The 23,851-nt window shown below is 37.7% G+C and carries 20 protein-coding genes; 11 read left to right on the top strand and 9 right to left on the bottom strand.

Annotated elements, in window-relative coordinates; translation table 11 throughout:
* Positions 1-543: 543 nt before the first annotated feature.
* Together GJU39_RS06940 and GJU39_RS06945 are read right to left on the bottom strand one after the other, a co-directional pair.
* Positions 544-1,743: a DUF763 domain-containing protein gene (locus GJU39_RS06940; RefSeq protein ID WP_154280002.1), complete on the bottom strand. Its 1,200-nt coding sequence runs from the start codon at positions 1,741-1,743 to the stop codon at positions 544-546.
* A 39-nt stretch (positions 1,744-1,782) separates the two neighbouring features.
* Complete coding sequence (locus tag GJU39_RS06945) at positions 1,783-2,760, bottom strand: alpha/beta hydrolase (protein WP_154280003.1); 978 nt, start codon at positions 2,758-2,760, stop codon at positions 1,783-1,785.
* Between the two features lie 132 nt (positions 2,761-2,892).
* Between GJU39_RS06945 and GJU39_RS06950 the strand changes: the two genes are divergently transcribed.
* On the top strand, positions 2,893-3,939 hold the full coding sequence (locus GJU39_RS06950; RefSeq protein WP_245227711.1) for a metallophosphoesterase: 1,047 nt from the start codon (positions 2,893-2,895) through the stop codon (positions 3,937-3,939).
* Here GJU39_RS06950 and GJU39_RS06955 read toward each other — a convergent pair.
* Complete coding sequence (locus GJU39_RS06955; RefSeq protein WP_154280006.1) at positions 3,932-5,077, bottom strand: sensor histidine kinase; 1,146 nt, start codon at positions 5,075-5,077, stop codon at positions 3,932-3,934. The genes GJU39_RS06950 and GJU39_RS06955 overlap by 8 nt on opposite strands.
* A 156-nt stretch (positions 5,078-5,233) precedes the next feature.
* Here GJU39_RS06955 and GJU39_RS06960 point away from each other — a divergent pair, with 156 nt between their 5' ends.
* Complete coding sequence (locus GJU39_RS06960; RefSeq protein WP_154280007.1) at positions 5,234-6,706, top strand: glycoside hydrolase family 130 protein; 1,473 nt, start codon at positions 5,234-5,236, stop codon at positions 6,704-6,706.
* Positions 6,707-6,783: 77 nt separating this feature from the next.
* On the opposite strand, the gene GJU39_RS06965 is transcribed toward GJU39_RS06960, so the two are convergent.
* Positions 6,784-9,054: a glycosyltransferase family 4 protein gene (locus GJU39_RS06965; protein WP_154280008.1), complete on the bottom strand. Its 2,271-nt coding sequence runs from the start codon at positions 9,052-9,054 to the stop codon at positions 6,784-6,786.
* A 136-nt stretch (positions 9,055-9,190) separates the two neighbouring features.
* Here GJU39_RS06965 and ku point away from each other — a divergent pair, with 136 nt between their 5' ends.
* Complete coding sequence (gene ku, locus GJU39_RS06970; protein WP_154280009.1) at positions 9,191-9,961, top strand: non-homologous end joining protein Ku; 771 nt, start codon at positions 9,191-9,193, stop codon at positions 9,959-9,961.
* A 79-nt stretch (positions 9,962-10,040) separates the two neighbouring features.
* Here the strand turns inward: ku and GJU39_RS06975 are convergent, their stop codons facing one another.
* Positions 10,041-11,159 carry an alpha/beta hydrolase gene (locus tag GJU39_RS06975; protein WP_154280010.1) on the bottom strand — a complete coding sequence of 373 codons (1,119 nt, stop codon included), beginning with the start codon at positions 11,157-11,159 and terminating at the stop codon, positions 10,041-10,043.
* A 372-nt stretch (positions 11,160-11,531) separates the two neighbouring features.
* On the opposite strand from GJU39_RS06975, the gene GJU39_RS06980 reads away from it, so the two are divergent.
* Complete coding sequence (locus GJU39_RS06980) at positions 11,532-11,675, top strand: hypothetical protein (protein WP_154280012.1); 144 nt, start codon at positions 11,532-11,534, stop codon at positions 11,673-11,675.
* 233 nt (positions 11,676-11,908) lie between these two features.
* Here the strand turns inward: GJU39_RS06980 and GJU39_RS06985 are convergent, their stop codons facing one another.
* Positions 11,909-12,277, bottom strand: coding sequence for a response regulator transcription factor (locus GJU39_RS06985; protein ID WP_154280014.1), 369 nt, complete (start codon positions 12,275-12,277; stop codon positions 11,909-11,911).
* A 145-nt stretch (positions 12,278-12,422) separates the two neighbouring features.
* On the opposite strand from GJU39_RS06985, the gene GJU39_RS06990 reads away from it, so the two are divergent.
* From GJU39_RS06990 to GJU39_RS07005, 4 genes are all read left to right on the top strand, one after another.
* Positions 12,423-14,636, top strand: coding sequence for an ATP-binding protein (locus GJU39_RS06990; protein WP_154280016.1), 2,214 nt, complete (start codon positions 12,423-12,425; stop codon positions 14,634-14,636).
* Positions 14,637-14,638: 2 nt separating this feature from the next.
* Positions 14,639-15,058, top strand: a complete 420-nt coding sequence (locus GJU39_RS06995) for a response regulator (RefSeq protein ID WP_154280018.1) — start codon at positions 14,639-14,641, stop codon at positions 15,056-15,058.
* Positions 15,059-15,146: 88 nt separating this feature from the next.
* The gene (locus GJU39_RS07000) at positions 15,147-15,731 is read left to right on the top strand and encodes a biliverdin-producing heme oxygenase (RefSeq protein WP_154280020.1); all 585 of its coding nucleotides are present in this window, start codon (positions 15,147-15,149) and stop codon (positions 15,729-15,731) included.
* 181 nt (positions 15,732-15,912) lie between these two features.
* The gene (locus GJU39_RS07005) at positions 15,913-16,092 is read left to right on the top strand and encodes a histone H1 (RefSeq protein WP_154280022.1); all 180 of its coding nucleotides are present in this window, start codon (positions 15,913-15,915) and stop codon (positions 16,090-16,092) included.
* Positions 16,093-16,322: 230 nt separating this feature from the next.
* Here the strand turns inward: GJU39_RS07005 and GJU39_RS07010 are convergent, their stop codons facing one another.
* Genes GJU39_RS07010 through GJU39_RS07020 form a run of 3 tightly spaced genes read right to left on the bottom strand, consistent with a single transcriptional unit; the run spans position 16,323 to position 21,083 of the window.
* Positions 16,323-17,903 carry a hypothetical protein gene (locus GJU39_RS07010; protein ID WP_154280024.1) on the bottom strand — a complete coding sequence of 527 codons (1,581 nt, stop codon included), beginning with the start codon at positions 17,901-17,903 and terminating at the stop codon, positions 16,323-16,325.
* Between the two features lie 20 nt (positions 17,904-17,923).
* The gene (locus tag GJU39_RS07015; protein WP_154280026.1) at positions 17,924-18,988 is read right to left on the bottom strand and encodes an HmuY family protein; all 1,065 of its coding nucleotides are present in this window, start codon (positions 18,986-18,988) and stop codon (positions 17,924-17,926) included.
* Between the two features lie 25 nt (positions 18,989-19,013).
* Positions 19,014-21,083, bottom strand: coding sequence for a TonB-dependent receptor plug domain-containing protein (locus tag GJU39_RS07020; RefSeq protein ID WP_154280028.1), 2,070 nt, complete (start codon positions 21,081-21,083; stop codon positions 19,014-19,016).
* Positions 21,084-21,259: 176 nt separating this feature from the next.
* Between GJU39_RS07020 and GJU39_RS07025 the strand changes: the two genes are divergently transcribed.
* The 3 genes from GJU39_RS07025 (at position 21,260) to GJU39_RS07035 (ending at position 23,834) form a co-directional block, all read left to right on the top strand.
* A complete protein-coding gene (locus GJU39_RS07025; RefSeq protein WP_154280029.1) occupies positions 21,260-22,192 on the top strand; it encodes a helix-turn-helix transcriptional regulator in 933 nt (310 codons plus the stop codon).
* A 133-nt stretch (positions 22,193-22,325) separates the two neighbouring features.
* Entirely contained in the window at positions 22,326-23,420 is a 1,095-nt protein-coding gene (locus GJU39_RS07030; protein ID WP_154280031.1) for an MBL fold metallo-hydrolase, read from the top strand.
* A gap of 51 nt (positions 23,421-23,471) precedes the next feature.
* Positions 23,472-23,834 carry a hypothetical protein gene (locus tag GJU39_RS07035; protein WP_154280032.1) on the top strand — a complete coding sequence of 121 codons (363 nt, stop codon included), beginning with the start codon at positions 23,472-23,474 and terminating at the stop codon, positions 23,832-23,834.
* The last annotated feature ends 17 nt before the right edge of the window (positions 23,835-23,851 follow it).

Here is a 23,851-nt window from a genome sequence, read left to right on the forward strand (position 1 = left end):
TGCTGAACTTGATTCAGCATCTTTATATATGAATCTAGTTCCAGAAAATAAATTCGTATTGTCACATTGAGCTTGTCGAAATGCCGTGAGTTTGTAGAAAGCCCTTCGACAGGCTCAGGATGACACACTGACCGGTGAGGTCTTGCTTGAACTCCTCGTACGTCCTGCTGAATTTATGATCCTTTAGCAGCATCCTCTGATCATCCTGTCGAACCTTCAATCGTTCTTGCTGAACTTGATTCAGCATCTTTATATATGAATCTAGTTCCAGAAAATAAATTCGTATTGTCACATTGAGCTTGTCGAAATGCCGTGAGTTTGTAGAAAGCCCTTCGACAGGCTCAGGATAACACACTGACCGGTGAGGTCTTGCTTGAACTCCTCGTGCGTCCTGCTGAATTTATGATCCTTTAGCAGAATTCCCTGATCATCCTGTCGAATCTTCAATCGTCTTTGCTGAACTTGGTGGCATTCTGAATTCATTTCAGAACAGCATCTTATCTTTGTACAATAGGCTTTGGGATAGATTCAGTGCGCATAACCCTAAAATAAACTCAACTGATCACCCGGCGGTTTCTCTTTCCCGAAAATAGTTCTCCCGCCATGTTTCCAGCTTTCTGCTCTTTCTTTCTCAATCACCTTTTCAAAATTCATATTCGGCATAAAATTCCGCTCTGCATTTCGCGCAATCTGATGCAGCGATTTAATCGCCTGTTGCCTCTCGCTTTCCCCGATTTTAGCTTTCTCCACCGCTTTTTGCAAAACACTAATCGTCTCATCATAAACATTTACCGGAACCGGAAATGGATGTCCGTCCTTGCCGCCATGAGCAAAAGAATAACGCGCAGGATCTGTAAACCGCGAGGGGGTTCCATAAATCACTTCACTTACCAAAGCCAACGACTGTAATGTCCGTGGTCCCATGCCTTCCAGAAGCAGAAGTTCTTCAAAATCAGTTGGCTGTTTTTCCTGAGCCAGCCATAAGATACTGCCCAGGCGTTTCAGGTCGACATCTTGTGCTTTTACATCATGATGATCAGGCATCACCAGTTTCTGAATTTCCGAAATCATTCTGGTAGGGGATTCTGCAGTAATACCCATCATCGTCTGACGCGTAACATCAGCCTCAATAGAAGTAAGATTGAGAATCTGTCCCTGATTAACGCCACAAATTCCCGTATGCGGTTCTTCTATAAATGATTTTAAATTTTCTGAATGCCAATGGTATCGCCTGGCCGTGGAACTGGCATCGCTCATACCTTGTTGCACAACGGCCCAGTCGCCATCACTACTTAAAATAAAACTATGCAGGTATAATTGAAAGCCATCCTGAATGGCTGTATTGTCTACTTTCGCGCTAAGTTTGCTCGCCCGAACCAATTCTGTGCCGTTCAGGCCGGTTTTATCTGCTATTCTTAATAGTTCATTTGGGGTTTCGCGACTGGATTTTCCTTTTCCACCGCAAATATATATGCCGAGTTCTTTAGAAAGTGGATTGATCGATTTCTTCAAAGCGCCCATAACTGAAGTGGTAATTCCAGAAGAATGCCAGTCCATGCCCATTACAGCGCCTAAACTTTGAAACCAAAACGGACTACTCAACCTGCGAATAACTTCGGCTCTGCCATATTCTACAAGAATAGCTTCTACAATGGCTAAACCTAATGTGGCCATACGGTTGGCCAGCCACGGTGGAACATGCCCGTAATGTAATGGTAAATCTGCGCTTCCTGATCTTTTCAATACTAACAAATTTAGCAATATGTTTTGTTAAATTGAAATTTATTTCAGTTGCACAGCTGCCTGATTTTTAAATTGCTGGTCTAGAAAATTAATCATCAGGGAAGAAACTTGTTCAAGCCATGGATTAAACAGCCAAAAGGGGTGAGGTGTATCCAGAAGCGTATGCACTTCTGTGTAGATTCCAAATGGTTTGACCTTTGCAATCAGATCATCCCTGCCGGCATGGAAGCGCGGCGTGGAGCTGTTAATAAATAGCATCGGAACGGTATGTTGATTTGCATGATTTAACGCCGATGCATTGTGCCACAAATCGGGGTTATCTTTAAGCTCTGATCCAAGCCAGATCGCAGCCACTGATTTACGATTTGGATCTGTGCTCACTTCGGAAGACTCCGGATGATCGAAAGCCAATACACCATCAACATCGATTACTGCCTGAACGGTACTGCTATGTCTATTAATCTTTTCTTTTTCAAATTGTTCGTCGTTATTTGTCGTTCCAACCAGCGCAGCCAATTGTCCGCCAGCAGAAAAACCGGTTATGATTATCTTGTTGGTGTCTATATTGAATTTCTTCGCATTGGCTTTGATCCATCGAATGGTGTTCTTAAGGTCGAAAACTGCGGCTGGAAATTGCGCATGGGTGGATAACCGGTAATCTGTAGTAATTGCTACATAACCATTTTGCGCCATTTTTTGCGCCAAAGGAATGTTTTGCGAACGATTTCCGGAACGCCAGCCACCACCGAAAACAAATAAAACCGCAGGTAATAAATGCTTCGAATGCTTAGGATAAACTACATCTAATGATAAATTTCCGGTAGGAGTGTTTGCATAAAAGATGTTGCTTGTGGTTTTAAAATTTCCTTTTGTTAACGGCTGCGCAATGCTGATGTAGGGACGCTTCTTCTTTTCTTTAATATAAGTAGAATATACGCTGAATGAGGTGTCTGGCTGAATTTTTTGCGCATGACCAGCGGTAAAAAAGAAAATAAAAATTAAAGGTAAAAATTTCATCAGGCTAAATATATAGAATTGTTTAGGCTTGCGCGAACAGTTTAGCATTATAATTTGTTAAGTTTAGAACCAAAATTAATTAGATTGATGCGGAAATTTTTACAACGTTTATTTGGAAACAGGGTCATTCGAATGTCTAACAGATTTGGCTCCAGACCTGATCGTAAGCGTATCCACGAAGCATTAAGCAAGCTTTTTGAAACCATAAATGCCGAGCCTGGAAAAAGAGGTCTGGTGTTTGAAATCTCAGAAGCAGATAAATTTATCATCCTGAGCGATCAGCATAAAGGTGCCCGTGATTATGCTGACGATTTTTCCCTGGCAGAAATAAACTACCTCACGGCACTCGATTACTATAACGAATCTCAATTTCATTACATCAACCTCGGCGATAGCGAAGAACTTTGGGAGAATTTGTTGGAATCTGTAATCAAGCACAATAAACAAACCTTTGAGAAGGAAAAGTTATTCATCAACCGCAAAGCTTTCACGAAAATTTTTGGTAATCATGATTTGTACTGGGATAACGATCCGTTAGCAAGCTTTAATTTAAACCGGATTTATGGGCAGAAAGTTTCGATTTATGAGGGCGTGATTCTGAAAATAAAGTTTGAAACCGGCGTGCTTAATATTTTCCTGACTCACGGCCACCAGGGCGATTTACAAAGCGATGGAAACTGGTTTAGTAAATGGTTTGTAAGTACAATCTGGGCACCTATACAGTCGTATCTGCAAATTAATCCGAATACACCTGCCTATGATAATCAACTGAAAACCGCACACAACAGCCTGATGTATAGCTGGCAGTCTGAGCAAAAGGATACCGCGTTAATTACCGGACATACCCATCAACCGGTTTTTGCTTCGCTTACACACCTGGAGCAGATTTATTTAAAATTAAAAAACGCAACAATTGGAAGGCATCAGGCCGAGATTGATGAATTAAATGAGGAGTTGAAAAAACGAGTAAAGAAAGGCGATGATGTTCCGGAGTTTAAAACCTATAAACCGGGCTATTTTAATAGCGGCTGTTGTTGCTTTAGCGATGGAGACATTACAGGGATAGAAATAGAAAATGGTTTTATCAGACTTATAAAATGGTCCTTTCAAAAAACTGGAGCGCCAGAAAGGTCCATTTTAGAAGAAATGAAATTGGTGGAGCTGCTTGATGTTACTTAACAGGCAATTCTACATAAAAGGTAGTGCCTTTGCCAATCCCTTCACTCTTTGCCCTGATCTTTCCTTTATGCATATCTGCAAACATTTTAGCTACAATTAAACCTAAACCATTTGAATTTTCCCGACCCGTAGGCACAGCATTTAATTTTGAAAACTTAATAAACAAACGGTCCAGATCAGCTTCATCTAAGCCAACGCCAAGGTCTTTTATTGCGATAGTTGCCTGGTTTTCAATTACCTGATGAGAAATTTCTATCTCACTCATTGTTGGAGAGAACTTTATAGAATTTTGAATCAACTGTGAAAATAATTCCCGAAGCTTAACTTCATCTCCGAAAATTTCGACAGGCTCATTGATTTTTACTGACACAGATAGATTCTTGTTTGCTAAAGCAGATCCAAGATCATCGGTTACATCCGCTAATAATTTCTTCAGATCAATTTTTGTTTTCTGTGGCTTAAAAGAACCATTTTCCTTTCTCGCTGAACTTAAAATATCATTCAGGTTATCAACCATTCTTTTTGATTGAAGATTGATCTTACCGGCAATGTTGGCTACTCTTTCACCGGCATCCGGCATTCGGCTTACCAATTCGGATTGAAGTGAAATGGTCGTCATTGGATTTTTTAAGTCGTGGATCAGCACATGTAAACGATCGTCAAGCGCACGCATGGTCCTTCTGATTGCCAGTCTTGTTTCCAGTTTTTCTGCAACCATTTCGGCCAACCGTTCCAGCATAGATGATTGATGTTCAGTGGTTTCGACTGGCAGGTCATCATAAACCATGATCGCCCCTAAATTATGCCTGCCAGGTGATTTAATGATCGCGCCAGCAAAAAAGCCATTAAATTCTCCAGCTGTTTCGCTTATTTCATCGGCTGATTTCGCCAGATTAAAAATATACTGAACTTTATCTATCTCCGGTTCACTTCCGGTTACCGCTTTAAAGAATATTCCATTTTCGCCAAAAAAACCAACTGCAGCATTTTTAACCTGGAATATATCTGCTGCCAGCCGAGCAAAGTTATCGTAGCTCTTTTCTGCAGGCGTATCAAGTATTTCGTAACCAAAAAGGGTTTGCAAACGCAATTCTTCGTTTATGGAGATAGATTGATCTGGAATTTCGGCTGATTGCATCTGTCGGGAATGATTTAAAAAAGGGTTATTTGTTAAAGGTAAAGATTATCGTCAAAACGATAAATAATATAAACAATTAAGTATTAACTTTAGTTGTTATAGCTTATGTCATTTTCAAGAAAAAAGGCGTTATAAAAACTACCAAAATTATTAATAATGAGATTATACATAGAACGTAAACCTGTTAAAGTGAATCCCGATACCAAACGGGTTATTGCCCGTTTTTTTTTTAACGGAGAAGAAAGAGCTTTAGAAGTAATTAAAAAAGTGCTCGAATTTTCCGATGAAAAAGTTTTTTCCATCATTTCTCCCATCCTGCAGGAATATTCAAAAAGACACCGGAATATTACCAAAATTTTAAATCGCCATTGTAAAAAGCTGAAGAAACAATTTACAATCCTTGGTCAGGATATGGAAGATCTTGATCAATATACCAAACTGCTTATTGGTGCCTATTTTACCCATGAATATTCGATAGAATCGGCCGCTTTTTTTAATCCCAGCATTATTGATGATCCGGATCAAACCGACCTGGTTGAGGGAGAAAAAAGAGTAATTATCAGTTTCCGTGCTGTTGGAGAAGGACACATTTCTTCGATTGTTTTCAGGCGGGCTTTAATCGATAAACATAATAATATCCAGGTGTTGCCTGTTGGAAATTATGTTGATGAAGCGGAAGTGGTTAAAAACGCCATTTACGTTAAAAAGCATTTTATCAAAAAAGCTGCGTATGCACAAATTGATGCCACCGTACTCGAAGAAATGGAAGGTAAACTGAATGATCGCTTCGAGTATACCGACCTGAGCAACATTATCAAAGATTCTAAAAGTCTACATACAGAAAATCCTTCGCGCTTAATTGAATACGATAAAGTACTTTGGCTATCTGATACCTACCATACCATATCTTTCTCTAAAGATACAGACATCTCAGACCGCGTTATTTTCCCGATTTCAGAATTCGAGCGGAAAGGAATTGAAGATGCCCGCTTTGTTAAATTTATCAAAGACGACGGAAAGGTGGTTTATTATGCTACTTATACCGCATTCGATGGTTCACTGATTATTCCAAAACTGGTGCAGACGGAAGATTTCTACGAGTTTAAAGTAATTCCATTATATGGTGACGGTGCTCAAAATAAAAACCTGGCACTTTTTCCCCGTAAAATTAATGGAAAATATGTGATGATGAGCAGGATAGATGGTTGGAATAATTACCTGATGTTCTCTGATAAAGTAAATGTCTGGGAAAATCCTGTTTTACTGAAACAGCCACGGTACGATTGGGAATTGGTTCAAATTGGTAACTGCGGGTCTCCGATTGAAACAGATAAAGGCTGGTTAGTGATTACCCATGGCGTTGGGCCGATGAGACGGTATTGCATAGGCGTAGTTTTGTTAGATTTAGAAAACCCAGGCAAGGAAATTGGTCACCTCAAAGAACCGTTAATTATTCCAAACAACGACGAACGGGAAGGTTATGTGCCAAACGTGGTATACTCCTGCGGTTCAATTATAAGTAACGGTGAACTGATTATCCCTTATGGTTTATCAGATTATAGTTCTTCATTTGCTACAGTAAATCTGGAATTACTATTAAACAAACTATTGGAAAACGGCGTAGGATAAATAATTCATCTATGCGCATTAAATAAAAAAGGCTGGTTCGCATTTCGTGAACCAGCCTTTTACGTAGGTTAGGTATTTTATACCAACTTATTACTCTCAACCAATGGAGTTGACAGGGTTTGATATTCTGCCTCTGCAGCTTGCAAAACTGCTAAATGCGAAACGAAATATGCCAATGTACTTTCTGCACCCTGGTTTCTGTTCACACTATTAAACTGCAATCCATCGGCACAGCCATGTGTCTCAAAATCATATAAAGGAATATGCAAACTGTTTTTACCTAAAAACCATTCATAACTGGTATGCATTAAACTCAAATACTTACTGTCTTTAGTTACTTCGTATGTTTTACAATACAACAACACCATGGCCATGGTTTCAATTGCCTGCTGGTCATAAATTGGATTTTTACCATTTTTCTTCATCCAGCCATCATTCCCAACAGGATTTAAATAACCGTTTTCAAACGAAAAGCTGTTTAAGAAATTGATACTTTCCATGGCAATTTCAAATGATTCAGCATTGCCAGTAGCCTCGTAATGATGTAAAAGTGCCAGCGGCAAAATCGCATTATCATAAGTTAAAATATCTTCAAACCAATGCCAGTCGCCGTCTTTATTGGCTTTGTAGGCGTTTTTCAGACTATTCGCCAGGAGGTTGACTTCTTTAACGATAAATTCATCACCCCGATGAGCGCCAAGGTAATACGATCCACCAATTAGTGTATTGGCCATTCCGCGCAAATGGGAAAGGTTCTTAAAATGCGGAACAGCGTGTGAAAATAATTCGCGGCCAAATTCGCTGTATGAGTTATTAGGCGCTGCGCAAATTAAGTAACCTAAAGACCAGATTGTCCTTCCGAAGGAGTCTTCAGAACCGACTTCATCAAGATAGTTCCGGTTAAAACTTAGAAAGTTTCTAAAGTTCCCGTCTTCGGTTTGCATATATTGGATAAAGCTGAGGTAAACCGGCATCAACTTTAATGCAGTTGGGTTTTTATTCTGTTCAAAAGCCATCAGTGCCATAATGAGTGCCCTGGCATTATCATCAATACAATATCCTTCTTTTAGGTTTGGGATACCAAAACGGGCATGTTGAATAATTCCGGTATCATCTGTCAACAATGAGATGTGGCTTAAGTTTAACACTGGCATTTTCTCCACATCGATTATAGGAGGGGTAACCCGCAAAGGTTTTTCACCGGTCTCAATCGCCTGCTGAAGGGTTTCCAGGTAAATATTACCAATAGCTGGCCACCTTAGTTTTAAGCCATATTTGTAAGCGTTAATTTTTAGCTCCTGATGTTTGCTTTCATCGGCAAGTAACTCGTTTACAATATTCGCCAGGGCGGTATCGTTTTTAAAGTCGAACAGTCTTCCACGATTATCTGCTAACAATTCTTCAGCGTGCCAATATGGTGTAGAAACTACTGCTGCACCTGCGCCAACTGCATAAGAGAGCGTTCCACTTGTAATTTGAGCTTCATTTAAATAAGGTGTAATGTATAAATAGCAGGTAGTTAAATACTGATGAAGCTCTCCTTCAGAAACAAATTTATTTACAAATGCGATGTTATTTTCAACGCCTAAATCTTTTGCCAATGCTTTTAAGCTGTCGCGATATTCTTCACCGTTATGCTTTACTACACCTGGATGGGTATTTCCTAAAATAACATATAAAACATCCGGGTGTTGCGCAACAATCCGTGGAAGTGCTTTAATAACAGTTTCCAGTCCCTTGTTCCGGCTAATTAAACCAAAGGTAAAAAGTACTTTCCTGTTTTTGAACAATTCGCTTTGTGAAAGTTCATTTTTAAGGAGAGGCTCCAAATCAGGAACGCCATGTTCTATTAATTTAATTGATGTTTTAGAGATCTGATAAATGCTGGTGAGGAACATCACTGCTTTTTTACTCATTACCACAATTTTAGATGATTTTAATGCAATTTCCTTTATGATGGTTTGTTGCATAAAATTCGGTTCTTTTAAAACCGTATGTAAGATAGTGATAAATGGTTTTTTTAATTCATTAATGAGGGATAGGAGGAAGACCCCGCTATTGCCGCCATAGATCCCGAATTCGTGTTCAATAATGCAAGTATCTACGTCGCTATCGTTAATGAAATTAGCCGCTTCAATATAATCCTGTTGGTTCTGTTGCCTGATTACAAATTTAACTTCTGACGGATAATCATGTTCATTTACGTCATCAGATTCATTCATCGCAACTACGAAACTTCTATCTGCCTCATAAGATGGATTAATGCTTAAAGCATTAACTAAATTCTGGTTAAAAGTAGCTAAACCGCATTCGCGTGGGGGATAAGTAGAAATATAAGCAATTTTCATAGGACGTACTGTGGATTAATGTAATTACTTAACAAAAAAGGGGGTAAATAGTTTTTTTGAACATGATTAGAGGGATTTCCAGTCAAACAATATGAATTGACATCGTGTTAACCTAAATAATTAAAGAAAAACTATTATGAGATCGATTTGGAAAGGTTCTATTGGGTTCGGTTTGGTGAATATTCCTGTGAAACTCTTCTCTGGTGTGCAAACAACGCACCTGGATTTGGATATGCTGGATGAACGCGATCATGAAAAAATCCGCTATCAGCGGGTGAATGATAAAACCCATAAAGAAGTTCCTTTTGATAAAATTGTTAAAGGGTATTTTTTGAAAGATAGGTATATTATTCTGGATAAGCACGATTTCGAAGAGGCATCGCCAGAGAAAACTAAAATCATTGAACTGGAGAATTTTGTCGATATCAAAGAGATCAATCCCATTTATTACGAAACATCTTATTATACCGAACCAGAGAAACAGGGAAAAAAAGCATATGCCTTGTTATTGAAGGCGCTTCAAAAATCTGGTAAAGCCGGAGTTGGGCGTTTTGTATTGCGCAATACGGAAAATCTATGCGTAATCCATCCAATGGAAAATGTGATCGTGATTACGAAGATCAGGTTTGAACAAGAAATCAGAAGTCTGGATGAAGTGAATAAGGCCGACGATATTACCATTACTAAAAAGGAAATGGATGTAGGTTTAGCACTGATTAAGCAATATAGTTCTAAATTTGATCTGAGTTCATTTAAAGATGATTACAGTAACGAACTGTTGAAAATTATTAAAGCTAAAGCAAAAGGAAAACGCGCCACTGTTAAAAAGATGAAACCACAGAAAGCCACCAGCGATGATCTATATGATCAGTTGATGCAAAGTTTAGGTTCGAAAAAAGGTGCTTAAATAAACAATCTAATAAACTGTATTCCCAATTAAAAAAGAGTATATGGGGAGGTTAGCCCTCCCCATATACTAATCATTTCTATTTAAAAGCAGCTTTGAGTTGATCTGCAGCATAAGCCTGCGCTGCTTTTGCTTCCGGAACTACAGCGGCCATTCCGAAAAACTCATGCGTAACGCCTTCATAATTTCTGCTGTTTACTTTAACGCCTGCATCAGCTAATTTATTTGCCAACATGGTACCGTCATCATGCAAAGGATCAATCTCTGCGGTAATAATTGTAGTAGGTGGTAAACCTTTTAATTTTGCATTAACCAAAGAAATTTTTGGATTTTGGCCTTCAATCATGGTGGTTAGGTATTGTTCGGTAAACCAGGTCATCATGGCCTTGTTTAAAGGTTTAGCATTTTCATACATTTTATATGATTCCGTATTCATGTTCGCCTGCGCAATCGGGTAAACAAGAACCTGGTGTACAGGAACCATGATGTTTTTGTCTCTTGCGGCGATGGAAACGTTTGCAGCCAGATTTCCTCCGGCACTTTCTCCAACCACTGCAATTTTTGCGGGATCGCCTTTTAAACTAACCGCATTTTTTACAACCCATTCGTATGCTGTAAAGGCATCATTATGTGCGGTTGGGAATTTATTTTCAGGTGCCAGGCGATAAGCAACAGAAACGACTACAGCATTTACCTGTTCGGCTAACGCCTGTGCAGATGCATTGTAAACATCCAGATTGGCAATTACAAAACCGCCGCCATGATAGTAAACAATTACCGGATAAGGGCCGTTACCACCTTTCGGGGTATAAATTCGCAAGTGCACTTTGCCACCGGTAACCTCAATATCTTTTCCACTGGTATCTACTTTGGGCGTAGGAATTGTAATCTTATTGGCTTCAACCAAAGCCATTACGGCATCCGTTGGAATATGGTTTTTTCGTGCATCTGCTGCGCTTAACGTTTCAATGGGCTTATCTCCATAACTCACAAGCTTTTCGATCACTGACTGCATCTCCGGTTTGATGCTTTGGCCCCATTCTGGCGGCGGACCTGCTGGTTTTAGTGAGGCATTCGCAGAAGAATCAGATGGTATGGAATCTGTTGCGTTCGTGGTCTTTTTATCGCTCGTGCAGGCTGACACGGAAATAGCTAAGACAAGCGCCGCTATGGGTAGCCTTAATAGATTGCTTTTCATATAGTTTATTTTTTGGATTTATAAATATTGTTTCTATAACGTTAACCAGCAAGATAGAGTTTTAAATGTTTCACAACTTTTTAGAATTTGGATGCTGTCCAAACATCTTATGCATTTATCGTGTTCTAAATAAAAAGACGAAACACACGTTAGTTGAAATTCAGGTTTGCCTGACCATATTTTTGGCGTGAGGGACACAGGTGAAGTAACTAATGCAGATTTGAAAGATGCATTGCTTCCTGGGTTAGCCCGCACAGGCGATCTTTCTTTACTTTTTAACACCCGGCAGCTCAAAAGGCTTTAAGCCGAATGAAATAGAAGAAGCAAAAGAATGGCTTGCAGCAGAAGCATAAAAATATAAATTAAAATATTATGAAAGATTCAAAAACAACACCAGCAGAAAAAAGTAAAGCAACCGCACCAAAAGATGAAAAAGCCAAAGGCGCAGCGGAAAAAGTGACTTCAGCAAAAGATGCAAAGAAGGTAGAGGTAACTAAAGATGCCAAGAAAAAGTAGCCGTCAATTGCTATTTACTCAAAGCCCCCGTTTTGACAGGTCTTAATTTTATAAATTAAGAGGACCGGATTAAAAACTTATTTTGTTTGAAATTGGAGGTTTACGTGCGGTTGATGAGAGATTTAACGCCTGGGGAAATAAATATTCATTTACCAGCCGAAAGAACACTATTCACTCGACAATCGTAAACCTGGAAGGAGTAAGGTATAATCCATAAAATTGTAAATTGGCAACTAATCTTTCAGTAAAGCATAAATTTTGTCCATTAATTCATCAATGTTGAATGGTTTGGCCATGAAGTCATCTGCAGAAACACCATCTAACGCGTAGTTATTTGCATGGTAACGGGCAGAGATCATCAGCACCGGAATGTCTTTGGTCGAGGCGGTTTCCTTTAACTCTTTTAATAAGAGGCGCCCATCTATATCAGGGAGCATAATGTCCATTATAACAACGTCAGGGCTAAATTCCTGTACATGATTAAGAAAATTATTGCCATTATGTAAGCCAGCTACATTAAAAGCTTCGCTTTCTAAAATAAGAGTGATAACATCTAAAATTGCATGGTTATCTTCTACAACCAAAATATTTTTCTTTGCCAAGATTTGAAAGGGTATTTTAAATTCAAACAAATATAAAATAAAAAACAATTCTGATAACGGAATTCCATAACTTGTAGTCATCCTAAAGCGGGTTATCCATAGATTAATTCGAAAAATATAATATTTTTGTAGTGCTAAATTTCATATGACAACATTTTCTGTAGACCTTACAAATTGTGATAGAGAACCCATCCACATTCCAGGCAAAGTTCAATCACACGGTTTTTTAATTGCTGTTGATAAAATTGATTTCTTGATTGCTTACATTAGTGAAAACACCAATCTTTTTGTAAAAACATCTGCAGGCAATTTGCTTGGAAAGCCATTGTCAACAATTAATGCCTTCCTTGATCAGCTTGCTCCTGAATTTAATATTGAAGATTTGCTGCGACTGGGTATAATCCGGAAAAGTTTTGATGCCATAAGTCCGCATCCAGTTATCATCAATAAAAATCAATATTACATTACCATTGCTGATTCTGGAAATAATTTTTTGCTGGAGTTTGAACCTGCCACCTTACAATATGATCTACAAAGTGTGATTGGAAGGTCGGCCTCCGGGATGCTACAAGGGAAAAGCGTAAGCTCACTGCTTAAAGGCGCCGCTGTAGAAGTAAAGAAACTCATTGATTATGATCGCGTAATGATCTATAAGTTTTTGGATGAGGGGCATGGTGAAGTTGTAGCGGAGCAGATGAATGAAGACTTAGAACCTTTTTTTGGCCTTCATTATCCTGCATCAGACATTCCCAAACAGGCACGTGAGTTATACAAGCTGAATCTAACCCGGTTGATTGCTGATGTAAATAAAGAAGATTCTCCCATTATTACTTTTCTGGAAAATAAACCCCTCGATCTAACCAATTCTGGTTTACGGGCGGTTTCGCCGATTCATATTCAGTACCTCAAAAACATGGGCGTATGCTCTAGTTTTAGTATTTCATTAATTTCCCATGGTGAGTTATGGGGATTAATTGCCTGCCATAATTATAGTCCGAAATTTATCGATTACAAAGCCAGGGAAGGTGCAAAATTAATCGGACAGATTTTATCATCAGCACTCGAATACCGGCAGGATGCAGAAGATTCTGAGATGGTAGATCAATTTAAAGATATAGCTACTGCACTTACAGAACAACTTAACCGGGATAAATACCTGATTGAAGCCATTACGGGACATAAAAAAACTATTTTAGACGTTACCAAAGCTACCGGGGCAGCCATTTTATTCGAAAATAATTTAAAAACAATTGGTACTGTTCCAGCTGATGAAGATATCCTGGAGTTGGCAGAATGGTTAAAACAGACTAATGATGAGTCTGTTTATTATACCCATCGGCTTTCAGAAATACACTCACCAGCCAGAAAATATAAGCGCATTGCATCTGGTATTTTAGTTTGCACCATCAGCAAAGAACTCGGCGAAATGATTATCTGGTTTAAGCCAGAGCTTATCTCAACAGTAACCTGGGCGGGCAATCCAGATAAGCCAGCTACTCCGGAGGAGAACGGGTTGCTGAGTTTATCGCCTAGAAAATCTTTCGAGGCCTGGTCTGAGGAAGTGAATAATACTTCAGAAAAATGGCTTCCGGAAGAAATTGCTTCAGTGCTAAGGATTCGCGAAATCATCATTACTGATGTAAACAAAAAAGCAAATGAAATCAGGCAGCTGAATGAAAAACTTCAATCTGCCTATGAAGAATTAGACACTTTTAGTTATACCATTTCTCATGATTTAAGGACCCCGTTAACCTCGGTGAAGACTTATGCAGAATTGCTGCTTAGGAACAAAAGCCTTGATGATAGTGCCAGGAAAATGCTCGGCCGCATTTTAACAGGTGCAGATAAGATGAATTTCCTGATTAAAGAAATTTTAAATCTCGCCAGAGTCGGTCGTTCGGAAATCACTTTTGAAACGGTAAACATGCAGTTGCTTCTGAATGAGGTTGCTACGGAAGTTTGGTCGGCTTTTAAAGCAGACAAAGCCGAACTGATTTTAGGGCAAATGCCAGATATAAATGGTGATAAAACGATGATTGCCCAGGTGTTTACAAATCTGGTTTCCAATGCGGTAAAATACTCCTCAACGGTTGAAAAACCAACGATCGAAATTTCATCTTATATAGATGGCAAGGAAATTGTTTATACCGTAAAGGATAATGGTATGGGAATTGATAACCGTTATTACGACAGGGTTTTTGAGCTTTTTAAACGCATGGACAATGTTAAGGAGATTGAGGGAACTGGGGTAGGATTGGCAATAGTAAAAAGAGTAGTGGAGCGATACAACGGACGCGTATGGTTCGAAAGTAAATTAAATGTAGGCTCTACTTTTTACGTCGCCTTTAAAAATATATAATAATGAAAACGCCGGATATATTTTACGTTGAAGACGATATAGACTATGCATTTTTTATGCAAAGCGCTGTACAAGAAGTGAAAGATACGTTGAATTTGACTATAGTGGAGGATGGTACCGAAGCGATGGTTAAACTGCAACAATTTGCAGAAAGCAAAACCAAGCCTAAATTAATTTTATTAGATTTGAATTTACCAGGTTTATCTGGTTTAGATTTACTGAAATTTATCAGAGACATTCCTTATTTGAAATCTATACCCGTAATTTTATTTTCCACTTCGGATAATCCGGATGATGTTAAATCTTCAATAGAATTTGGTGCAAACGCCTATCTAACTAAACCAGATGGATATGATAACCTGGTTAAATGTGTGCATTCCGTACACGATTTCTGGTTTAATCAGCACCTTAGAATGAATTAAATACTTATTATTGATTAAAAACAAAAGATTCAAATGGCTCATTTGAATCTTTTGTTTTTAATCCTTTTTTAAATTAGATAAATAAATAATGATTGCCGGAATATTAAGAACAGAAACAGCAAAAAAACATGAAGCATTAGAATCATTAATGTTTATTAATGAAATTATGAACAATTCTTTGAGCCTAACAAATTATAAAAAATTACTGACCATCAATTACATCATTCATCAAAAGCTGGAAAATAAACTGGCTGATATGCTTAATAAAGATTTGGCCGATGAACTGGAAATAAATGGCCGTTTAAAACTCAATGCACTGGAAAAGGATCTGAATTATTGGCAAATTGATCGTTTAACCTTGCCATCGTTAAATTTCGATTTGTTTATTCCCCAAAAAAATACTGCTGAAATTATGGGTACACTTTATGTACTGGAAGGCGCAACATTAGGCGGTAATGTGATTAAGAAGCATATTTTAGCTAATCCAAACTTTAAAGATCAGGAGAATGGATTAAATTATTACGGCGTTTATGGCCCGGAGTTGGGCGCAAAATGGAAAAGCTTCGTTACTATCCTGAATGACAGGGTGAAAGCGGAAAATTACCAGCGGTGCGTAGATAGCGCAAATCAAACGTTTGAAAATCTGATTCAACTCTCCAAACAGATCAGTTAGCCTACACAGATTTTCTCACATGCGTTCTAAAAAATACTTCTATAATGCCGTAGGGGCATTTTTTGATTGTGAATATGTGCAAAACTTATTGCAAATTAATACTTGCTTTCTGTTGTTAATTCGTGGTAAATATGTATTATTGAAAAAATAAATTTTTTAAACCTTAAAACATCAATTAGCGATGGAAAAATTCTCAAAAGTTAAAGCTGCTGTTGCTGCTATTGAAGCAGATGTAGAAAAATTTTACAATGCTGGCAATGCAGCTGCTGGTACTCGTGTACGTAAAGCAATGCAAGATCTTAAAGTATTAGCACAAGAAATTCGTGCAGAAGTAACTGACAAGAAAAACTCTGAAAAATAATATTTCCTGAGTATGAAACAGAAAGGCCCCGATTTCGGGGCCTTTTTGCGTTAGCTGATATAAATTCAGCATAACGAATTCGGTAAGGAATTCCTGATTATGGAATCATTCATCATTTTTTAAAATTTCTGTTTATCGCGATGTCTGCTTTAAAAAGATAAAGCTCCCCATCGCGGGGAGCATCTATCCAACTAACAAAACATATTTTTTAATTATTTATATTCTCCATATTAATAATGAGACATCCAGTAGAAAGCGTCGTCATTATAGCTTTGAGGATCTGATAAAGGATTAACTCTTTTATATGGTGCCACAATAAGGGTAACTAATCCCGTATTTAATCCTCTTGTCGATGTCATATTTGGTTCAAGTGGCGCATTAATGACGTGCTCAATCACCGGATACTGTGCTATTGCATTTCTTCCTTTCAATTCAACGGGATCTTCAAAACTTAATATTGCTTCTCCTAAATTGAATGAAGAAACAGTGGTTGATACCTCGTATATGCTGGTTTTTGTTGAGCTCGTGCTGCCACCTGCGCTGGCCCCAATTTTAATCACCTTAAAAAGGTTAAAGCCTGCATCTACTTTAAAATTAGTTGAAAAATTAGAAGAGACGTTAGTCGTATATTTTTTAGTCTCCCCAAAATTAAACTCTTCAATTAAAAACTTCCAGGTGTCTCCATATTTTTGCATATCCCATGTAGCGATCTCTATTGGTGATATAGGGAAATATTTTGTTACCCTGGAACCTCCAACATTTGTGAATAGTTCGTTTTTACTAACGCTAAATCCCTTTTTAACATCTTTAACGGAAGTACCTTCAACAAATAGTGTAGTAACATAAATTTCATAAATACCTTCGGTCCAGTCATTATTTAAGGCATCCAAAGTTTGCTCAGAAGAAGAACTATTGAAATAAAATCCTTGGATTGCTTCTGCGTAAGTATTATCCAAAGTACCAGAATCCGTGTCGTTCTTTAAGCTGTAATAGATGCAGTCTCTATCATAAGTAAAGTTATATCCTGAATAATAGCCATGCCATAATTTGCCAACGTATGTACCCGGACCTTGTCCATTTTGGTACGTAATTGAATTATTTGTAGGGTTTACAGATGCTGTTTTTGATGGAATATTTAAATTTTTAAAGTCAGAACTTGTAAAATAAAGTTGTTTATTATTAACTGACATCAACGCATCTCCTTTTTTTATTGTACTAAGATTATTGCTATTTGTTGATCCTGAATTATCATCAAAATTCACACGTTCATTGTTTTTTACAACGAGTACGGGAACGGTGGGTTCACTCGAATACGATAGGGCTAATTTATTTTGATTGGAATCAAATGCTAATAATGGTTTATTTGTTACTATATCATTCTCGTTTCTCACTGCAACAATAGGAATTTGATTCTCCGTGCGCCATGTATCCGGTTTAAACACCTTTAATGAGGGTACGAATATTGTAAGTAAGACTGCATCATTTACGTTAGTTACAAATTTATCCTTTCCAAGTTCTGAAAAGCCAGCTATAAAGTCTAAAACCTTAGTTCCATCTGACAACTTTACATCTTTAATTTTTTGAAAAAGCACATCATTATCCTTGTCAAATTCTAAAAGAGATTCTTTCCTGATTAATTCCCTTAATTCATAATTAGTAATGGCTTTTGATAAGGCTTTAGCAAATGCTTTGTTTGTAACAGAAAAATCTGCTGTCTCAATTTTTTCCGTTTCAAGAATACCTTCTTTTTTTGAACAAGACGTGAAGCAGAATACTGCCATGAGTACTAGAAATACGTTAACTTTTTTCATTTTTTTACATTTAATTTTAATTATACTTTTTTGATTAATTTGTATTCAATTATGGGTTTACCACGAGTACCACCATCGCCAGATATAAAGCTTACGAATTTCAATTTGTAAAGGTTACCGGTAGCATCTTTTATTATAAAAAACACATCGGTATTAACACGTCCGCCATTGCCATTTCTATCTGGAGCAGTTCTCCACTTTGAACCAATGACGTCTCTTGCAGAAGAAAATGAGAGATCTGAAATATTAGATTCATTAAATGAGGCATAAGTTTTGGTTGCCGTGGCTATAACTGCTGCTGCAGCAACTCCGGCCAGGTTGTTTATGAAAACTAAGTCAGAGAAAGCATAAGGAGATCCAGCTGTAAAATACATACTATATCCCCAAACAATATCCCAGCTACCTTTCGCCGGTTCAACGGTAATAGCGGCTCCTTTAATTAGTGATGCAAACTGATAGTTTACTTCAGCATTTTTATTAATATCCAATGATTTAAAAGTAGTTTCGGCAACTTTAGCATATTGTAAAGTATAACCAGTCCCCTTTCTCAATACACGAATTTTGTATAAATCATTTGTAGTCAGGGTAGTACCTGCACCTCCTTTCCTGTTAATGATGTATACTTTGTTATCTGCATCAGTAACTGAAACGACTGCGATAGCGGTTTTATTAAGTATATTAGACTCACGTCCATCGTCTACAATCGTAAAATTGCCAAGGCCTTGTCCAACTTTTAATTCATTTGGGTCGAAGTCGGTAGCTGTAACAGCATTTAAATCAGTTTTATTAACCAATAGCGCCGATGCTCCGTTTGTTGAATTTAAAATTACCCTGAAATCGCTTCCGGAGTAAAATCCCAGGTCCCAGCTATCTCTTTCAACAGAAGTCTGTTTATCAGCACTAAAATCAACATATACACTATTTCCGGCTGCCGTACCATCTTCTGCTCCAACTAATCCGTTTAATGTTAAAGTGTTTCCATCAGATGGTGGCACAATGAAAATAGGTTCATCTGCTTCTTTTTTGCAGGCTGTAAATGTTACCGCTAAAAAAGCGATAGCGATCATTGAGTTAAGTTTATTCATATTTATTATTTTTAATTGTTAATGATTAAATTTTATTCCAGTTAAAGCTTAAGCCTAATACATAAGAGCGGCCATAACTCAATGGAACCGGTTCTCCGCCAGTGCTATGTGCACCACCTGATGCCGTTGATGTATTGTTCAATTGCGTTATATTGAAAATATTTTTAACTCCTGCGGTTAGCAAAAGCGATTTGTATAAAGTCTTATTAACCATTAAGTCTGCAAAGCTGAATGATGAAATTTTAGTTGGTAGATAGGATAGCGTTGCATTGCCGGTGCTGGTTTGGAAACCTAGTTTTTCTCCGGTGTATTTATAAAATATACTTACGTTCGCATTAATCTTATTTATAGCGTAAGTGAGGTTTGCCGTAACCTCTGGCGACCATAATATCTGCTTACCGGTAAACGTTTCATCTTCAGAATAGGTATGAAAAGAACCAATATAAGAGACGCCAATGCTGGCGTTTAGATTTTTAAAAGTTAAGTTGTTATCTAACGTAGTTCCAACGGTTTTAAAATTACTAATGTTTAATAAGGTGGTTCTTGAATTGTCTGATGGATCTAGTCCGAAATCAATTTTATTCTTGAATTTATTAAGAAAACCTGCTAACGTAGTGCGAAAACCTAAATGCTTTTCCTTTATGGCAGACCAGACAAGTGATCCGTTATAGCTGTTAGATTGCTCCGCTTTTAGATTTGTATTTCCGTAGATACTGTGGCTCGCATCTACAAAATCATAATACAATTCCCGTAATGCAGGCGATCTAAATCCTTTAGCATAGCCCAATCTAAGATCAAGATTTCTTGAAAGTTGAAATTTTGTGTTTAAAGAAGGCACTATAGGGGCATTGTAAATAGAGTTTTTAATTACCCTTAGTCCCGGCCGGATATTAATCTCATTGTTTAATTTTATTTCAGATGATATAAAAAATGCCAGGTCGTTAATCACAGGCGATCCGCTTATTCGTTGTCCTGTGGCTGCATCTCTGTTAAATTCAAAACCAGGCTGAAAAGATACCATATCCGTCATTTTATAAACCGCCGTAGTTCTGAATATGATGGTATTAAATTTTGCTGTATCCTGCTCACCGGCGCCAGTGGTACGTTTCTCTGTATTGTTAATAAAGTTATGGTTAACCGTTTGTGTAGATCTTTGCAGATCTGTATAGCCCGCAATCGCTGATATATTAAGTTTTTGGCTGATCTTCCATTCAGATTGCAGCTGATTTGTATATCGTTTAGTAGTGTAAGTAGCAAGTTTGCCTTCGTAAGTGTTAGGGTTTATTCCAAACCTGGCATCAATTGTTTCGTTTACAGCATCAAGGCGATACCAAATATTAAAGTTTTCATTCCGATAGCCCACTTTGGTATTACCCAGCCATTGCTCTTTAGGTTTCCATTGGTTTTTCCTTTGATTAAATTCATCCAGAAAAGCAGTTTTTGGAGCCATATTCCAGCCGCCAAATTCTTGATGGGAAACGCCAGCCAAAGCATTCCAACCCTTATTCTGCCAGCTTAAGCTTAAGTTTTGATTGTGCAAACCGGCGTCAGTGAGTCCTGCATATTCTTTTCCAGCGGTTTCTTCCTGAACGCGGGCATTCAAGCTCAATAAAGACTTACCCGCATTTTTCGTGATGATGTTAATTACTCCAGCCAAAGCATCGCTTCCATATGTAACAGACATCGGACCCTCTATAATTTCTATTCTGTCTACGGTGTTGATATCAATTTGCCCTAAACTTTCCCTTGCATCCGATCTGTCTACCATAGGTACTCCATCAAGTAAAATTTTAACGTTTCTTCCCGACATTCCCATTAGCGAAACATCTGTTGTTCCAAGAGTCAGGTCATTTGAGAATCTAAATCCAAGTTCCGTATTTAATACTTGTTGAAGATTAGTAGCAGCCCTTAACCGAATTTTTTCTGCGTCAATTGTTCGCACATTATATATTGAATTTTTTAAACTCTGTTGTCCATACTGCCCGGTAACCACTACCTCATTTAAATCATTTGCTTTTGCGGTATCCACTTTAATTTCCTGAGCCAGCGCAACGGATTCAAAAAGCAAAAAGACAAGCGATAAATATATTTTCATTTATTTAGACTAATTATAAATAATTATGCAAATTTGTAGATAATCAGCATAAGGAGATAACGCCATACGGATAATTAATGCCGTGATACGGATTAAAATGAAGGCCTATTATTTGGCGTAGCAATGTTATTTAAAATCAATAATGATGATATGTGGATGTGCGGAGAATTAATAAAATGAAAATCAGACTTTTAGAATATCATACTCAAACTACTGTTTACGAAAACACCTATGGCTACAATTTTGATATCAACGGCGATCTGGAGGAAAGTAAACAAGAGATCCGAACGGAGAATTATCAGGTTAATTTATCAGAGAAATGGTTTAATGGAATACACATCAGCACTGCTGAAATTATTACGCAAAACGCTCAAGACTTTTATTATGAATCTTCGCAACAGCACATTGGGTTTTTATTTTGTTTAAATGGAAGTATCAGCTATTTCAACGATGCGAAAACCAAACACCTCCTTAGCCTGAATCACAACCAGCAAAATATTTCAGCAGGGCAGTTTAATCGGGTAGTATTCAACATTTCCGGAAAAGCGAGTTATACCTATATTCAGTTAACAGAATCATATTTTAGCAAAGTGACTAATCAGTGTTTTATAGAGCAAAATGGGTTAACTCAAAATGCAATTACGCCAGAGATTGAGTTGTTACTTCGAACATTCGAGCATCCTAATTACAATGGAAGGATGAAACGCATCTTTCTCGAATCAAAAATATTCGAATTGATTATTTCTTACCTGCAAAAAAAAGAAGTTGCGGCCGTATCAATCAAGGAAGAAGACGTTCGGAAAATCTTGTTTGCGAAGCAATTAATCGAAAGTAATTTGCAGCATCCCTGTTCACTGATGGAGTTATCCCGCAAGGCTGGTATAAACGACTATAAACTTAAAAAAGGTTTTAAAACCCTGATTGGTTATACGGTTTTCGGTTACCTGTACAAAATCCGAATGGAAAGGGCCCATTATTTTCTGCTTCACGAAAAAAAGTCTGTTAATGAAGTTGCTTTCCTTGTTGGCTATAAAAATGCACAACATTTTATTTCGGCTTTTAAAAAACACTATGCACTGCTGCCCGGAAGCCTAAACAAAAATTTTTAGCACCATTCCATAATAGTAAGATATCAAGGCTAGGTCTGTATTTTGTAAGATTAAGGCCAAAAATTCATGGAACGAATAGTGCTTGCCGATTATCGTTCCGGCAATACCTACATTAGCGCATTAAATTTAAAAAATGGTTTTCCTTTATATTATAGTTGCCATCATTGTGCTTGTTTTGATTGTAATCAACCTGCCAGTATTCGGACGTTTACCCAGCGGTTTAAGATTGGATAAAATTCATCAGCTGGCCAATTACCATGATGGAGCAATACATAACTTATCTTTAACACCGATGCAGCCAGAAGGGGTAAGCTTTTTTATGATTTTGAAGGCGTTTTTTTTAGAGAAACATCCTAATAAAACTCCTGATAAGGCTTTAAAATTTGTTCTACCGGATTTAGATGCTCTTCCAAAGGATCAGGCACCGGAAATCATCTGGTTCGGACATTCGTCTTACCTGATCAAAGTGGATCAGCTAAGGATTCTGGTTGATCCTGTTTTTAGTAAAGTTCCATCACCATTTTCATTCATAGGGAGTAAAGCATTTCCCGGAACTGATTTTGTAAAGGCAGAACAATTTAAAAATATAGACATCCTACTCATCACACATGATCACTACGATCACCTGGACTATCAAACGATCTTAACCCTGGCCCCGAATGTAAAAAAAATTGTCACTTCAATTGGTGTTGGATCGCATTTGGAAAGATGGGGAATACCTGCGGCTCAAATAAATGAACTTTGCTGGCATGAGTCGATATCGCTTACCAACCATTTGAAATTTACCGCCGTACCCGCGCGGCACTTTACCGGAAGAAAAGTTAAGCGTAATCAAACCTTATGGTCTGCCTTCGTTTTGGAAACGGAAAAATCCAGACTATTTTTGGGCGGAGATTCAGGCTATGATACCCATTTTGCAGAAATAGGAAAAACTTATGGACCATTCGATCTGGCTATTTTAGAATGCGGCCAGTACAATGCTTATTGGCCATTTATTCATATGTATCCAGAAGAAACCGTGCAAGCGGCAATAGACTTAAAAGCAAAAGTATTGTTGCCCGTACATTGGGGTAAATTCAGTTTGGCTATGCATCCCTGGAACGAACCGATACAAAGAGTGGTTTCAGCAGCTAAGGAAAGCAGGCTGCATTTAGTTACACCAAGGCCCGGCGAAACCATTATACTTGACCGGTATTTACCTGATGCAAAATGGTGGCAGGAAGAATAAGTTAAACAATAATGGGCTGATCGTGTTTATTTTTAAAAATAAGATACGATTATGAAAACAGACCTTGTAGAAATATTTCAAACGATTAGGGCAGGAGTTCAACCTTATGCCACACGAGGATATACGGTTCATGAAAATTCTGAAACAGGATATGATTTATATAGCGAAAAAAATATTGAAACAGCCGGTGAGAAGATTACAGAACGTTTTTTTATAGGGATTTATATCAATGGAGGTGTAGTAGAGGTTAAGTTAAATGCTGAGGACTTTACTTCGAATACAGAAGAATTGAAAGTATTTAGTGATGATAAGATTGGTTACGAGATTTCAGAAATAGACGATCAGAAATTGAGTGAAGTACAAACTTTTGTAGAGATTATTCATACTCACTTCAAAGAAAAAGAGTGGATATAACAATAGGATAGTTAAAT

Origin of the sequence: Pedobacter petrophilus (genome assembly GCF_009674725.1) — a bacterium.
Lineage (GTDB): Bacteria > Bacteroidota > Bacteroidia > Sphingobacteriales > Sphingobacteriaceae > Pedobacter > Pedobacter petrophilus.